Genomic DNA, 14483 nt, shown 5'->3' on the forward strand with positions numbered 1-14483 from the left:
TCAAGCACTTGAATAGGTGGCTGTGATGACGCGCGACGAGTCCGACCGGGGTGGGTTGCGTCCAGCGGCGTCCCCGCTGACCGTCGGCGGGCGCACCCTGTCCAACCGGCTTGTCGTCTCCGCGCACGGGCTGGCCACCGTCACCCACGGCGTCCCGGACGCCCAGGACGCGGTCTACTGGCGGCGACTGGGCTCCGGTGGCGCAGGGCTGATCGTCGCCGGCGGCACCCAGGTCTCACCAGAGTCGATGCCCCGCAACCGGATCCTCACCGAGGCCTACGACGAGCGGGCCGCCCCCGGCCTGGCCGCCCGGGCCGCGGCGATGCGCTCCGGTGGCGCGCTCGCCGGCATCCAGCTCGGCCACCTCGGTCGCGAGACGCTCGGCGCTGGGACGTTCCTGCCCTTCGTCGCCCCCGGCCCGGTGACCGGGCCGCGGGAACCGGCGCCGGCGCGGCCGCTGGCCACCGACGAGATCGCCCGGATCGCCGAGGACTTCCGGCTCAGCACGCGCCGCTGTGCCGAGACCGGGTTCGACGTCGTCGAGATCCACGCCGCGCACGGCTACCTGCTGGCCCAGTTCCTGTCCCGGGCGGCGAACACCCGCACCGACCGCTACGGCGGCGGCCCGGCGAATCGGGCCCGGGCACTGGCCGAGGTGGTGCGGGCGGTGCGCGAGGGCGCCGGTGACGACGTCGTGGTCGGGGTCCGGGTCTCGGTCGAGGGCGACGGCCCGGCGCACCTGCGGCTCGAGGAACTCGCCGAGCTGCTGCCGCACGTGCAGGACAGCGCTCCGTTCGACTATCTGAACCTGACCTGGGGCGACCGTGGCCGCTACGTCCCGGACATGGCGACCGACCGGCCGCCGCTACTGGGCCGGACCCGCGAGCTGCGCGCCGGCCTCGGCGTCCCGCTGCTGCTGTGTGCCGCGTTCCGGCGGCCGGCCGACATCGCCGAGGCGCTGACCTCCGGCGCCGCCGACCTGGTCGGCTCGGCCCGCGCGCACATCGCCGATCCTGACTTCGCCGCGAAGGTGCTCGGCGGGCGCGCGGCCGAGATCCGCCCGTGCGTGGCCTGCCTGCAGGACTGCCGCAGCTACGAGCCGACCGGGCTGTGCGCGGTGAACCCGGAGCTGGCGCCGGCCGGGGAGCCGCGAAAGCCCGCGCGGCCGTGGCGTCCCGCGGGGCACCGGCCGGCCGGGCCGCGGATCGTGGTCGTCGGCGCCGGCCCGGCCGGGCTGGAGTGCGCGGTCACCGCCGCCGCCCGTCCCGGCGCCGAGGTCACCCTGCTGGAGCGGGCGCCCCGGATCGGCGGCCAGCTCGTCGCCGCTGCGCGCGCACCGCACCCGGCGGGTGGTCGGACCTGCTCGACTACTACCGGCACCGGCTCGACGCGCTCGACGTCGACGTGCGGCTCGGTGTCGAGGTCACCGACGCCGACCTCGACGGCGCCGACGAGGTCGTCCGCGCGACCGGGGCCCGGGAGGAGCCGCCGTCGCTGCCGGGCGCGGTGACCGCGGAGGCCCTGCTCCGCGATCCGGACGTGCTGCTGTCCGGTGTGGACTCGGTGGCGGTGTGCGACGACGGGTTCGGGGGCTGGTCCGGGATCGGCGCGGTGGAGACGGCGCTCGCGGCCGGGCTGCCCGTCACCCTCGTCGCCCCCGGGGCGGCGTTCGCGCACGGCATCCCGCCCGAGTCCCGCACCCAGCTGCTCGAACGGCTGGCGGGCCGGCCGCTGACCGTCCGGCTGCCGGCGTCGCCGATGCGCTCCGCGGGCGGCGTGCTGGTGGTCCGCACGGCGTTCGACGGCGTGGAGCACGAGGTGCCGGCCGGGCTCGTTGTGCAGGTCGGGACCCGCCGGCCGGTCTCCGTGCCGTTCCCGGACCGCCCGGCGACCTGGATCGGCGACGCCGTCGCGCCGCGCGGGGTGAGCCACGCGACCGCGGAGGGCCGGGCCGCGGCCGAGGAGGCCGCACTGCGCGGCCCGGACCGGGTCCGCTGAGCGGTCGCCGCGGTCAGGCTGCGGGGAGCAGGACGCCGCGCACGTTCCGGCCGGCCTCCTGGTCGGCGACGCCGTCGTGGATCTTCTCGAGCGGGTAGCGGGCGGTGACCAGCTTCTCCAGCGGGATCCGACCGCGGCCGTAGAGGTCGAGCAGCGTGCTCAGCCCGTGCCGCGGCGACCACGAACCGGCCAGACAACCGCGCACCTGCTTCTCGTAGGACTGGAGGTCGCGCAGGCTCATCCGGACCTCCCGCTCGGCGTCGTCGTGCACGTTGACCACAACGGCACGGCCCTGCTTGCCGAGCAGCGCCATCGCCTCCGCCATCGCGGCGCCGTCGCCGGTGCCCGCGCAGAGGATCACCTGGTCGGCCATCCGGCCCCGGGTCTCGTCACGCAGCACCGCCGCGAGCCCGGCCGTCGAGGCGGCGGCGCCGTCCGCACCCAGGTCCGTCGCCGCGTCCCGTTTGGACCCGACCGGGTCGACGGCCCACACCTGCCCGGCCCCGGCGTACCGAGCGCCGAGCAGCGCCATCGCCCCGATCCCGCCGACCCCGACGACCACCGTGGTGTCGCCGACGCCGACCCCGGCCGTGTTGACCGCGGCGCCCCAGCCGGTGATGCCGGCGCAGCCGAGCAGGCAGACCTCGTCCAGCGGCAGCGCCGGGTCGCAGCGCACCACGCTGCGCTCGTGGACCACCGTGCGGGTGGCGAACGACCCGACGAAGCAGAAGGAGCCGAGGTCGGTGTCCCGGGCGCGCCGCCGCGGGGTCCCGTCGCTCACCGCGAAGCCCTGCGCGACACCGGCTCCGAGCACGCAGAGGTGCTGACGACCCGCGGTGCAGTCCGGGCAGGTCCCGCACGAGGGCATGAAGGCGAACACCACGTGGTCGCCCTCGCCGACCAGCGTGACACCCGGGCCGACGGCCTCGACGACCCCGGCGCCCTCGTGGCCACCGACCATCGGCCTGCGCAGCCCCGCGTACCCGCCGGTGAGCAGGTGCGCGTCGCTGTGGCACAGGCCGGCGGCCTCGATCCGCACCAGGACCTCACCGGCCCGGGGTGGCGCCAGCTCGACCGGCTCGACCGACCACGCGTCCGCGCCGGGCCAGACCACCGCCGCCCGCTCGCCCACGTCCCCTCCTCAGTCCGTGCCGGCGGCGAGGGACTCCGCGAGCCGGGTCGCGTCGGGACGCGAGAGCTTCCCGACCCGGTTCTGCGGCAGCGCGTCGACCACGAACACGTGCTCGGGCCACTTGCCCTTCGCCAGCCCCTCGCCGCCCAGGTGCGTCTGCAGCGCGTCCAGCCCGAGATCGGGCTGAGTGGTCACGAGCAGCACCGCCACCCGCTCCCCCAGCACGGCGTCCGGGACCGGGACCACGCAGACCTGGTCGACCGACGGGTGCCGGGCGACGGCGCTCTCCACCTCGTGGATGTCGATGTTGCGCCCGCCCCGGATGATGATGTCCTTCTCCCGGCCGCGGACCGACACCCGCCCGTCGGCGTCGAACGACATGAGGTCACCGGTGGTCAGGTAGCCGTCGGCGGTGAGGTCGGGTGCGGTGACCGCACCCGCCCGGGCGTAGCCGGCGAACAGCGACGGCCCGCGGACCTGGGCGCGCCCGACCGTCCCGGCGGGCACCTCCGCACCGGCCCCGTCGACCACCCGCAGGTGGGTGCCGGGGAACGGCACGCCGTCGGTACCGAGCCGCACGTCCTCCGGGTCCGACGGCAGCGAGGTGGTGTGCCCCAGGCACTCCGACATCCCGAAGACCCGCAGGAAGCGGGTGCCGAGCCGCTGCTCGGCGCGGGCCAGCGCGCCGCGGTCCATCGGCCCACCGCCGACCGTCATCGCGCTCATCGCCGACAGCATCCCGGCCTCGGGCGCCTTCATGCCCATCTGCAGGGCCATGGTGGGGACGCACATCGTCCACCGGGCGCTGTGCTCGGCCATCAGCGCGACGGCGTCCGGCGGGCTCCACTTCTCGGCCAGCAGGATCGGACCGCCGAGCATGAGCGGCAGGTAGAGACCGAAACAGACCGCCGCGGCCGACGACAGCGGCACGAGCGCGGCGACCGGGTCACCGGCGCGCAGCCCGACGGCCTCGATCGTGGTGCGGCCCGCGTAGCGCAGCGCCGCCTCGGTCTGGACGACCCCCTTGGCCCGGCCGGTCGACCCGGAGGTCAGCCCGATCACGACGCCGCCGCCCCACCGGCCCGGACGGGTCGCGGCGCGGCCGCTGAGGCTCCACCCCTCCAGCACCGACGCCCGGGCGGAGCCCACGGCGTCGGCGCCCCAGGCCCGCGCGGTCGCCGGGGCCGCGATCACGACGTCGGGGTCGAGGTCCTCGCGCGCCGCGGCGAACTCCTGCGGGGTGGCGTGCCCGCTAAGCAGCGCGAGCGTCCCCTCCACCCGGCCGACCGCCAGCGCGCACACCACGGTCCGCCAGGTGTTCTCGGCCTGGACCAGGACGGTCGGGCCGGGCCCGGTCGCCCCGGCGAGGGTGTCGGCGAGCTCCCCGGCGGCGGCGAGGACCGCGCCGAGGGTGTGCGGGCCCGTGCCGTCGACCGCGACGACCTGGCCGGGGTCGGTGGTGACCCGCCGGTCCAGCTCGGCGACGAGCTCACGCATCTGCGGACCGGAACATCTCGCGCTCGTCGCCGAGCAGCGCGATCCGCTTGCCGCGCATCGATCCCACGTGTTCCACGGCGGCCTTCCACTCGTCGCTGGCGAGCGCCGCCCGGGCCGACTCCTCGTCGTCGAAGCTCAGCACCGAGAGCCCGTCCCAGCCCTCGGACCGCGCCTCCAGGGCGCTGCTCACCGCGGTGTGCCGCCAGGCGCGCAGGCCGGGGAGCGGGTAGGTCATCTCCGCGTGCTCGCCGCGCCACCAGGTGATGAACTCGTCGTGGGTCCACTCCGGTGGCCGGGCGGCGAGCAGGACGAGGTTGAACATGACGCCTCCTTGCGCAGTGACCGGCGGGCGTGCCGGTTCAGATCGACTCGATGTCCAGCTCTGGCGAGCGGCCGATCATCAGGGCCGTGACCCGGCCGTCGGCGTCGAGCCGGGCCGAGGCGACGAATGTGGACTCGAACGCACCGGCGCGGCGGGCCTGGCCGAGCACCAGCTCGTCGCGGCCGACGGCGGCCTCGGACAGCACGTGATGGGTGAGCACGCCCTTCTCCCGCTGGGCCAGGTAGCCCTCCATCTCGGCGCGGCCACCGGCGAAGTCGGTCGCGGCGCCGCCACCGGTGCCGAAGACGATCGAGAACCGGAAATCCGGCGCGATCAGGTCGAGGATCCGCTCCGGGGTGTCCGAGTCGATGGTACTGAACCAGCGGGAGAGCACGCTCGGTGTCGTCGCGCTCGGTGTCGTCGCGCTCATGCCGCCGCCCCCGGGAGTGGGTACATGGTGAAGCTCGGGTGGAAGAACGCCTGGTAGCGGGCGACCAGCCCGTTCGGCGAGACGAGCGCGACTGCGGAGAACGCTCCGGTGCCCCGGCCGTCCCGCTCGGTGACGACCCCGTAGACCATCTCCAGGTCGCCGTCGGCCGAGCTGCGCAGCACCGCGTGCTTGCGGCCGACCGGCGGGCGGCCCGAGACGTAGGCGGCGAGGTCGTCCCGGCCGGAGCCGGTGACCTCACCGTTCGGCAGCGCGATCAGGAACTCGACGTCCGGCTCGACCAGGTCGAGCCCGCTCAGCGGCTCGGGCCCGTCCAGCCGGGAGTAGTAGTCGACGATAACCATGCGACCGTCCTCTCTGACGGGTTAGTGAGTTGAATTCAGTTCTGGTGGAACACTAGGCCGGTCGGGGCGGCCGGACAAGGGGTCCCGGCCGCCCGCGGGATCACTCCGGGGCGCCGTCGCCGACCATCCGGGCACAGCACCCGCCGATGAACTCGGCGATCGACGGCAGCTCCATGGAACCGTCCGGGCGGTACCACCGCCACACGCTGACGACCAGACCGAGCAGGCTGCGCGCCATGATCAGCGGGTCGTGCCGGGCGAACTCCCCGCGGTCGATGCCGTGCTGGACCAGGTCCGCCCAGTTGCGCTCGATCCGGGCGACGAGCTTGCGGCACGCCTGCCGCTCGGCCTCCTCCCGCTCCGAGGAACGGCGGCCGGCCAGCAGGGCGATGTTCGACTGCAGGATGCGGTTCTGCTGCACCTCCTGCGGCGAGATCTCGAAGGCCGCCCGCACCGCGGCACGCAGCGCGTCGTGCGCGGTACCGGACTCGGCGACGGCGGCCCGGAAGGCGTCGTCGGAGTTGCGCAGCCCGAGCCGCATGATCGTCAGCAGGCAGTGCGTCTTCGACTCGAAGTAGTGGTAGAGGGCGGGCTGGCCGATCCCGACCCGGTCGGCGACCTCGGACCACTTGGTGGCCTCGAACCCGACCTCCCCGAAGCACTCGACGGCCGCCGCGAGGATGGCCGGACGCTTGGAGCGGGGACCGTCGTCGGCCTCGGTGAGCGCTGCAATGCTCATCGTGGGGAACCTTTCGCGTGGCGGTGCCCCCAGCGTAACGACCGGCCCGCACCGGCTCCGGTTCTCACCCCGGCCGCATGTCGAGCAGGTCGGCGGCGGTGCCGGCGTCGCCGTCGGGCAGCACCCGGCTGGTCGCGGCCCGCCGGACGTGCAGGTGGGCCGGGTGCTCCCAGGTGAACCCGATCCCGCCGTGCACCTGGACGTTCTCCCCCGCCACCCACGAGTAGGCCCGGCCGCAGACGAGCGCGGCGGTCCGCGCGGCGACCGGCAGGTCGGCCTCGTCGTCGGCCGCGCAGGCCGCGGCCCAGAGCGACGCCGACCGGGCGGCCTCGAGCTGGACCAGCATGTCGGCGCACCGGTGCTTGATCGCCTGGAAGGTGCCGATCGGCCGTCCGAACTGGACCCGGTCGCAGGCGTACCTGACCGCCATGTCCAGAGCCGCGGCGGTGCCGCCGGTCTGCTCGCAGGCCAGCGCCGCGCGGGTGCGGTCCCGCAGCCGGTCGAGCAGCGCGCCCGCGGTGTCCGGCCCGGCGACCAGCCGGGCCGGCCCGTCCCGCAGGACCACGGAGGCGAGCGGCCGGGTGGGGTCGAGCGTGCGGACCGGGGTCACCGAGAGCCCCGGGGCCCCGGCGTCGACGGCGAGCACGACCGGCCCGTCCGGCGCGGTCGCGGCGACCAGGAGCACGTCGGCGCCGTCGGCGTCGACGACCAGGTCCTTGCGGCCGGTGACCCGCCACCCGCCGCTCGCGTCCTGGTCCGCGGTCACCGGCCCCGCGGCCGGGTCGTCGGCCGGAGCGGCGTCCGCCAGCGCGACGGCGGCCGTCGCCTCCCCGGCGGCGAGCCGGCCGGCCAGCTCCTCCTCGCCGGTCCCGGCGAGCACGCCGAGGGCCATCACCGACGTCGAGAGCCAGGGCAGGCAGGCCAGCGAGCGGCCCATCTCCTCGGCGACCACGGCGACCTCGCGGAAGCTCGCCCCGGCGCCGCCGAGGTGCTCCGGGAGGTCCAGGCCGGCGGCGCCGAGCTCGCCGGCGAACCGCTGCCACACCTTCCTGCGCTCGTCCGGGCCGGCCGGGCGCCCGTGCAGGACGGACTCGGCGCCGCCGTGCCGGGTCAGGAAGTCGCGCACGACCTCGCGCAGCTCCTCGGCGTCGGCGTCCGGGGTGAGGGTCGGGGTCATCGCAGGGGCTCCCCCTCGTCGGCGACTTCGGCGAGCACCTCGGCGAAGCGTTCCCGGGCCTGCGCCTGCAGGGTCGGCCGGATGTAGGGCGGGAACAGGCCGTCGTCGGACTCGGTGCCGCGCAGCAGCGCCTGCGCGAGGTTGACCTTGTGCACCTCGGTGGCGCCGTCGGCCAGTCCCATGTGGAACGACTCCATGACCCACTTGCCGAACGGGAGCTCCTTGGAGATCCCGAGCGAGCCGTGGATCTGGATCGCCCGCCCGGCGACGTCGGCGAGGACCTTCGGCATCGCGGCCTTCACCGCGGAGATGTCGGCCCGGACCCGCTTGTAGTCGTTGTAGCGGTCGATCCGCCACGCGGTGCGCAGCACGAGCAGCCGGAACTGCTCGATCTGGACCCACGAGTCGGCGATCATCTCCTGGACGAGCTGCTTGTCGGCGAGCCGGGTGCCCTTGCTGGTCCGCGAGACGGCCCGGCGCTTCATCATCTCGAACGCGGACTGCACGAGGCCGACGGTGCGCATGGCGTGGTGGATCCGGCCGCCGCCGAGCCGGGTCTGGGCGACGGCGAACCCCTCGCCCCGCCCGCCGAGCAGGTTCTCGGCGGGCACCCGGACGTCGTCGTAGCGCAGGTACTGGTGGGTGCCGACCGGCTCCTCGTGACCCCACACCGACACGTCCCGGACCCGGGTCAGACCGGGTGCGTCGGCGGGCACCACGAACATCGACATCGACTTGTGCGGCGGCGCGTCGGGCTCGGTCACCGCCATCACGATGAGGAACTCGGAGAACAGCGCGTGGCTGGAGAACCACTTCTCGCCGTTGATCACCCACTCGTCGCCGTCGAGCCGGGCCGTGGTCCGGAACCCGGTCGGGTCCGACCCGCCGTGCGGCTCGGTCATCGAGAAGCACGACACGATGTCGCCCTCGACCAGCGGTTCCAGGTAGGTCTTCTTCAGGTGGTCGGTGCCGTAGTGCGCGAGGATCTCGGCGTTGCCCGAGTCCGGCGCCTGGCAGCCGAACACGACCGGGCCGGAGTGGGTCCGGCCGAGCTGCTCGTTGAGCAGGGCCAGCCGCAGCTGCCCGTAGCCCTCCCCGCCCAGCTCGGGCCCGAGGTGGCAGGCCCACAGCTTGCGCTCCCGGACCTGCTGCTGCAGTGGCTTGATCAGCGCGTTGCGGACCGGGTCGCGCGGGTTCCAGGCGTGCTCGATCACCTGGTCGACCGGCTCGACCTGCTCGCGGACGAAGGTCTCGACCCAGTCCAGTTCGGCCTGGACGTCCTCGTCGGACTCGAATCCCCAGCTCATCTGGTCTCCTCTCGGGTGAGCACCGTGCAGGCGGAGATGCCGGGTGCCCCGTAGACGTGTGTGAACCCGACCTCCGGCCCGCCGGGCACCTGCCGGTCGCCGGCCTCGCCGCGCAGCTGCAGCACGTTCTCGAACACCTGCCGCAGCCCGGACGCACCGATCGGCTCGCCGTTGGCGAGGCAGCCGCCGTCGGTGTTGATCGGAAGCCGGCCCTCGATCGCGGTGGCGCCGGAGGTGATCAGCTCTGCCTGCTCGCCGTCGGCGCAGAGCCCGGTCTCGGCCATGTGCATGAGCTCGGCGCCGCTCTCGGTGTCCTGGATCTGGGCGACGTCGACGTCCGACGGCGCGATCCCGGCCTGCTCGAACACCGCGCGGGACGCCTCGGAGGTGGGCGAGTCGGCCCGGTCCAGCGCCAGCCACGGCGAGAACACCTCGAACGAGCCGTAGCGACGGCTGCGGAACGCCGCGCCCGACAGGAACACCGGCCGGTCGGTGTGGTCGCGGGCCCGGTCGGCGCGGGCGAGCACGAGCGCGACCGCCCCCTCCCCCGGTGAGCAGTACATGTACTGCGTCAGCGGGTGCGAGATCATCGGGGCCGCGGCGATCTCCGCGGCGCTGAGCTCCTTGCGCCGCCAGGCCATCGGGTTGCGTGCGCCGTTGCGGAACGCCTTCTCCGCGACCGCGGCGAGCACCCCGGGCTCGATGTCGTGGTCGTGCAGGTAGCGCTGGATCTTCATGCCGAAGAACTGGGTGGTGACCATCATCCCGGTCTCGCCGTACCAGGAGCCGATGCCGTGCTCGGAGGGGTCGGTGTCGAACGCGCCGCGGGGGTGCTTGTCGAAGCCGATCACGATGCCGACGTCCTGCGCCCCGGAGGCGATCGCGGCGTGCGCGGAGATCAGCGCCGAGCCGCCGGTGGCGCAGCCATTGTAGACGTTGATGAAGGGCAGCCCGGTCAGGCCGAGCTCGGAGACCAGCGTGTCGGCGTCCCCGGCGGAGTGCGAGCCGCCGAAGGCGAAGCCCATGTCGGAGAACTTCAGCCCGGCGTCGGCGAGCGCCGCGCGGGCGGCGTGCACGGCCTGGGCCCGGCCCGAGACCCCGTCGGTGCGGCCGAACCGGTGCATCCCGGCCCCGACGATCGCGACGCCGGTCACCGGTCCACCCCCGCCGGGGCGAACGCGAACGTGTGCGTCGGGCCGCCGCCCCCGCCATCGCCGCCGTCGCCGTCGGCCTCCCGGAACGGGACGATCGCCAGCTCCATCGGCATCCCGATCCGCAGCCGGGCCGGGTCGGACTCGGTGAGCCGGGCCTCGACCAGCAGCTGGCCGGCGAGCTCGACGTAGCCGACGCCGTAGGGCTCGTGGGTCGCGGAACCGGTGTAGGGCGGCTTCGGCCGGAAGCCCTGCACGGTCCAGGTCCACAGGGTCCCGGTCCGGTGCAGCGGCACGTCCTGCATCGCCTCACCGGTGCACCGCGGGCAGCCGCCCTGCCGGGGGAAGGTGTGCGCCCCGCAGTCCGCGCACCGGCTGCCGAGCAGGGCGGGACCGTCCGGGGTGTCGGTGAGCAGCCCGTCGTCGACGAACACGGTGCCGGCGACGTTCGCGGCGGGGCTCACGGCGCGGCCAGCCGTCCGCCGTCGACGGCCAGCAGGCTGCCCGTCGTGTAGCTCGCCGTGGGACCGCAGAGGTAGAGCGCGGCGCCGACCACCTCCGAGGGCTCGCCGACCCGGCGGGACGGCCAGCTGCGCGCCATCTCGTCGACCGCGTCCATGTCCCAGGCCTTGCTGATGTCGGTCCGGAACGGCCCGGCGACGATCGTGTTGACCCGCACGGTCGGCCCGTACTCCTGGGCGAACCCGGCGGTGAGCGTGTTGAGCGCCGCCTTGGCCGCCGCGTAGGGCAGGTCACCGGCCGTGGGCCGGCCGGACGCCATCGAGGAGATGTTGAGCATCGCCCCGCCGTCGCGCTCGGCCATCCGCTTCCCGGCGACGGCCATCATCCGGAACGGGCCCTTGAGGTTGACTCCGATGATCTTGTCGAAGAGCTCCTCGGTGACCCCGTCCAGGCTCGGGTAGACCGGCGCGATCCCGGCGTTGTTGACCAGGATGTCGACCGGGCCGAGACCGTCCTCGACCTCGTCGAGCAGCTCGCCGAGCCGGTCCCACTCGCCGACGTGCGCGCCGTGCCCGGTCACCCGCCGGCCGGTAGCTTCGGCGAGCTCGGCCGCGAGCTCGGCGCACGCGTCCTTCTTGCGGGAGACGATCGCGACGTCGGCGCCCGCGGCGGCGAACGCGATCGAGATCTCCCGCCCCAGCCCGCGCGACCCGCCGGTGACCAGCGCGGTGCGCCCGGCCAGCGGTGCGCCGGACGCGCGGGTCTCCGCGACGGCGTCGGCCACCGTTCTCGCTGTACTGCTGCTCATCGGGGGACGTCCTTCCACGGCACGCCCCGGTCGGCGCGCGGTTCCGGCGGGATGCCGAGCAGCCGCTCGGCGATGATCGTGCGCTGCACCTCGTCCGAGCCGCCGGCGATCCGGTAGCCGGGCGCGCCGAGCACGTGCGAGACCCAGCGGTGCGTCCCGTCCCCGGCGTCGGCGACGAGCCGCGGCCCCAGGACCGCCGCGGCGGCCTCGGAGACCAGTGCGAGCCGCTGCGCCCAGACGAGCTTGCGCAGCGAGCCCATCGCGCCGGGCTCGGTCCCGGCAAGGCGGGACTCGCGGTCCCGCTGGGCGGAGAGCTCGGCGATCTTCTCCGCCACCCGGACATCGCCGAGCAGTCGGCGGACCTCGGGGTCGTCGCCGCGGCCCAGGGCCCGCGCGTCGGCGAGCAGGTCGGCGAACCCGCCGCCCAGCTCGGCGTTCGCACCGGAGTGCCCGCGCTCGAAGCCCAGCGTGGCCAGCGTGACGCCCCACCCGCCGCCGACCTCGCCGAGGCGCAGCGAGTCGGGGATCCGGACGTCGTCGAGGAAGACCTCACAGAACGAGGTCCCGCCCGACATCTGGCGCAGCGGCCGGACGTCGACGCCCGGTGTGTCCATCGGCAGCAGGAACGCGGTGAGGCCCTTGTGCTTGACGACGTCGGGGTCGGTCCGGCAGATCAGCTCGCCCCAGCCGGCGAACTGAGCCCCGGAGCTCCAGACCTTCTGCCCGTTGACCACCCAGCTGTCACCGTCGCGGACCGCGCGGGTGGCGAGCCCGGCGAGGTCCGACCCGGCCGAGGGCTCGGAGAACAGCTGGCAGGCCAGCTCGTCGCCGCGCAGCAGCGGGGTCATGAGCAGCTCGCGCTGGGCGGGGGTGCCGAACATCCGCACCGTCGGGGCGATCAGCGCGGTGCTCACCGAGGTGAGCTCGTGCTGGCCCGGGGTCGCGAACTCCCGTTCGACCTCGACGAAGACCTCCTCGTGCAGGCCGCTCAGCCCGGCACCGCCGTCGTCGACCGCCCAGGTCAGAGCGCCGTACCCGGCGTCGTAGCGGACGCGCAGCCAGTCCTGGACGCGGGCGATCAGCGCGCGCTCCTCGTCGTGCGGCAGGTCGTGGAACACGGCCACCGAGCTGCGCTCGTCGTCGCGGCGCGGGGGCAGGTGCCCGGCGAGCCAGGCCCGCGCGGTGCGGCGGAACTCCTCGAGCTCGTCGCTGCTCGGCGGGGTCGGCGGCGTCATCGGGCCGTCCACCCCCCGTCCACGGTTAGGACCTGCCCGGTCAGGTACGAGCTGGCCGGGGCGGCCAGGAACAGCAGCGCGGTGTCGAGCTCGCACGGGCGTCCGGGGCGTCGCAGCATCGTGTTCCTCTCGATCCAGCGGACCGACCGCTCGTCGTCGAACAGGGCGTCGTTCATCTCGGTGCGGAACCAGCCCGGGGCCAGCGCGTTGGCCCGGACGCCGCCGGCGCCCCAGTGACCGGCCAGCTCGCGGGTGAGCCCGATGAGCCCCGCCTTGGAGGCGGCGTAGCTCGCGCCGCCCAGCGGCGCGGCGGACACCAGCCCGAGTACCGAACTGATGTTGACGATCGACAGACCGTCCGGTCCGGGGTGCCGGGCGGCCAGCTGCGCCAGGTGGAAGGGGGCGACGAGGTTGGTGTCCAGGACCCCGGCGAAGCCGGCCGGGCTCTCCTCGGCCGGCTTCCCGGCACTCTCGACGCCGGCGTTGTTGACCAGGACGTCGATCGTCCCGGAGCCCGCGGAGCACGCGGCCTCGATCAGCGCCGCGCGGTCCGCCTCGGCGGAGACGTCGGCGACCAACGGATGCATCCGGTCGTCGCCGGCGGCAACCTCGGCCAGCCGCTCGGCGCGCCGCGCGGCGACGACCACGGTCGCCCCCGCCGCGGCGAGCACCCGCGCGAAGCGCACGCCGAGCCCGGACGACGCCCCGGTGACCACCGCGGTCCGGCCGGTCAGGTCGAACAGCTCGGCCGGCGACGGTGCGGCGCCGGTGGCTGCGGCGTCGGTGGCGGTCACGAGGGCTCCCCGTCCAGGATCGCCGCGGCCGACGCGATCAGGGCCAGGATCGTCGGGGGCAGCTGCTCCTGGACCGGGTCGTGGTGCCGGCCCTCGCGGTGCCGGCGCAGATTGTGGCCCATGATCGCCGCCATCTTCAGCCGGCCCAGCGCGTGGAACCAACTCATGTCGTCGGCGGTGCCGCCGTCCTCGCCGCGGGCGGCACGGTAGGCCTCGGCCAGCTCGTCGGGGTCCGACAGTCCGGACACGACGCTGCCGACCCCGGGGAACAGCGACCCGTCGGTGAAGACCCCGAACCAGCCCAGGTCGACGCGCGGGTCGCCCAGCCCCCAGATCTCCCAGTCCACCAAGGCGGTGGGGGTGGTGCCGACACACAGCAGGTTGCCGAGCCGGAAGTCACCGTGCACGAGGACCGGGGCGACGGGGCCGGGCACCGACGCGGCGAGCCGGTCGAGCAGCGCGGTCGCACCGGGGCGGACGTCCTCGGGCACCGCCTCCATCGTCCGCGTCCAGCGGGCCAGCTCGTCGGCCGGCCCGGAGACCTCCGGCGGGGTGCCGCCGGCGGCGGTGATCCCGGCGGTGAGGGTGTCGAGTGGGACGGCGTGCAGCGCGCCGAGCACGCGCGCCGCCGCCAGCATCCGCAGCCGGGACAGCACCTGGTCGGCGCCCCCGGTCGGGTCGAGGACCGGTTCGGAGGCCTCGCCGGCCGCGAACTCCATCGCGAACCAGGCCGGTGCCTCGTCGCTGCGAGCGACCACGGCGGGCACTGGCAGGCCGGAGCCCGCCAGCGCGGACAGGACGTGCGACTGGCGCAGGACGTCGTTGCGCCCGATCGGCTCCCGTCCCGGCGGGACCGCCTTGATCACCAGCGGCAGCGCGCCGGCGTCGATGCGGTAGGTCAGTCCCGACCGGCCGCCCTCCAGGACGCTCAGGGGTCCCGCGGTGTCCGTGCCGAGCTCGGTGCGGACCCGTGCGGCGAGCTGCGGGTCCGCGTCCCGCGGAACGTCGGTCCGGGGCATCGTCGTCCTCCTCGTCGAGGTGTACCTGCCGGTGGCCCGGCGCCGACCAG

The 14483-nt window shown here is 74.9% G+C and carries 16 protein-coding genes; 2 read left to right on the top strand and 14 right to left on the bottom strand.

From position 1 onward, the window contains the following. Positions 1–25: 25 nt before the first annotated feature. Together Pdca_RS19340 and Pdca_RS19345 are read left to right on the top strand one after the other, a co-directional pair. Complete coding sequence (locus Pdca_RS19340) at positions 26–1510, top strand: oxidoreductase (protein WP_085915091.1); 1485 nt, start codon at positions 26–28, stop codon at positions 1508–1510. Next, on the top strand, positions 1405–1998 hold the full coding sequence (locus tag Pdca_RS19345; RefSeq protein WP_085915092.1) for a hypothetical protein: 594 nt from the start codon (positions 1405–1407) through the stop codon (positions 1996–1998). Before Pdca_RS19340 ends, Pdca_RS19345 begins: the two co-directional genes overlap by 106 nt. Positions 1999–2011: 13 nt before the next feature. Here the strand turns inward: Pdca_RS19345 and Pdca_RS19350 are convergent, their stop codons facing one another. The 14 genes from Pdca_RS19350 to Pdca_RS19415 form a co-directional block, all read right to left on the bottom strand. After that, positions 2012–3130, bottom strand: coding sequence for an alcohol dehydrogenase catalytic domain-containing protein (locus Pdca_RS19350; protein WP_085915093.1), 1119 nt, complete (start codon positions 3128–3130; stop codon positions 2012–2014). Positions 3131–3139: 9 nt separating this feature from the next. Continuing rightward, the gene (locus Pdca_RS19355; protein WP_085915094.1) at positions 3140–4627 is read right to left on the bottom strand and encodes a class I adenylate-forming enzyme family protein; all 1488 of its coding nucleotides are present in this window, start codon (positions 4625–4627) and stop codon (positions 3140–3142) included. Beyond that, positions 4620–4949 (bottom strand): EthD family reductase, encoded by a 330-nt coding sequence (locus Pdca_RS19360; RefSeq protein WP_085915095.1) that lies wholly within the window; start codon positions 4947–4949, stop codon positions 4620–4622. Before Pdca_RS19360 ends, Pdca_RS19355 begins: the two co-directional genes overlap by 8 nt. Positions 4950–4986: 37 nt before the next feature. After that, complete coding sequence (locus Pdca_RS19365; RefSeq protein WP_085915096.1) at positions 4987–5379, bottom strand: hypothetical protein; 393 nt, start codon at positions 5377–5379, stop codon at positions 4987–4989. Next, the gene (locus Pdca_RS19370; RefSeq protein WP_085915097.1) at positions 5376–5741 is read right to left on the bottom strand and encodes a hypothetical protein; all 366 of its coding nucleotides are present in this window, start codon (positions 5739–5741) and stop codon (positions 5376–5378) included. Before Pdca_RS19370 ends, Pdca_RS19365 begins: the two co-directional genes overlap by 4 nt. A gap of 100 nt (positions 5742–5841) precedes the next feature. Then, positions 5842–6480, bottom strand: coding sequence for a TetR/AcrR family transcriptional regulator (locus tag Pdca_RS19375; RefSeq protein WP_085915098.1), 639 nt, complete (start codon positions 6478–6480; stop codon positions 5842–5844). Between the two features lie 64 nt (positions 6481–6544). Continuing rightward, entirely contained in the window at positions 6545–7657 is a 1113-nt protein-coding gene (locus Pdca_RS19380; protein ID WP_085915099.1) for an acyl-CoA dehydrogenase family protein, read from the bottom strand. After that, positions 7654–8964, bottom strand: a complete 1311-nt coding sequence (locus Pdca_RS19385) for an acyl-CoA dehydrogenase family protein (protein ID WP_085915100.1) — start codon at positions 8962–8964, stop codon at positions 7654–7656. Before Pdca_RS19385 ends, Pdca_RS19380 begins: the two co-directional genes overlap by 4 nt. Beyond that, positions 8961–10118 carry a thiolase family protein gene (locus tag Pdca_RS19390; RefSeq protein WP_232021055.1) on the bottom strand — a complete coding sequence of 386 codons (1158 nt, stop codon included), beginning with the start codon at positions 10116–10118 and terminating at the stop codon, positions 8961–8963. Before Pdca_RS19390 ends, Pdca_RS19385 begins: the two co-directional genes overlap by 4 nt. Further along, positions 10115–10579 (bottom strand): Zn-ribbon domain-containing OB-fold protein, encoded by a 465-nt coding sequence (locus Pdca_RS19395; protein ID WP_232021056.1) that lies wholly within the window; start codon positions 10577–10579, stop codon positions 10115–10117. The genes Pdca_RS19390 and Pdca_RS19395 overlap by 4 nt, the downstream gene beginning before the upstream one ends. After that, positions 10576–11385: an SDR family NAD(P)-dependent oxidoreductase gene (locus Pdca_RS19400; RefSeq protein WP_085915101.1), complete on the bottom strand. Its 810-nt coding sequence runs from the start codon at positions 11383–11385 to the stop codon at positions 10576–10578. Before Pdca_RS19400 ends, Pdca_RS19395 begins: the two co-directional genes overlap by 4 nt. Further along, a complete protein-coding gene (locus tag Pdca_RS19405; RefSeq protein ID WP_085915151.1) occupies positions 11382–12620 on the bottom strand; it encodes an acyl-CoA dehydrogenase family protein in 1239 nt (412 codons plus the stop codon). The genes Pdca_RS19400 and Pdca_RS19405 overlap by 4 nt, the downstream gene beginning before the upstream one ends. After that, positions 12617–13414, bottom strand: coding sequence for an SDR family NAD(P)-dependent oxidoreductase (locus Pdca_RS19410; protein WP_232021057.1), 798 nt, complete (start codon positions 13412–13414; stop codon positions 12617–12619). The genes Pdca_RS19405 and Pdca_RS19410 overlap by 4 nt, the downstream gene beginning before the upstream one ends. Next, the gene (locus Pdca_RS19415) at positions 13411–14433 is read right to left on the bottom strand and encodes a phosphotransferase family protein (protein WP_085915102.1); all 1023 of its coding nucleotides are present in this window, start codon (positions 14431–14433) and stop codon (positions 13411–13413) included. The genes Pdca_RS19410 and Pdca_RS19415 overlap by 4 nt, the downstream gene beginning before the upstream one ends. Between the last annotated feature and the right edge of the window lie 50 nt (positions 14434–14483).

The organism is Pseudonocardia autotrophica (assembly GCF_003945385.1).
GTDB lineage: Bacteria > Actinomycetota > Actinomycetes > Mycobacteriales > Pseudonocardiaceae > Pseudonocardia > Pseudonocardia autotrophica.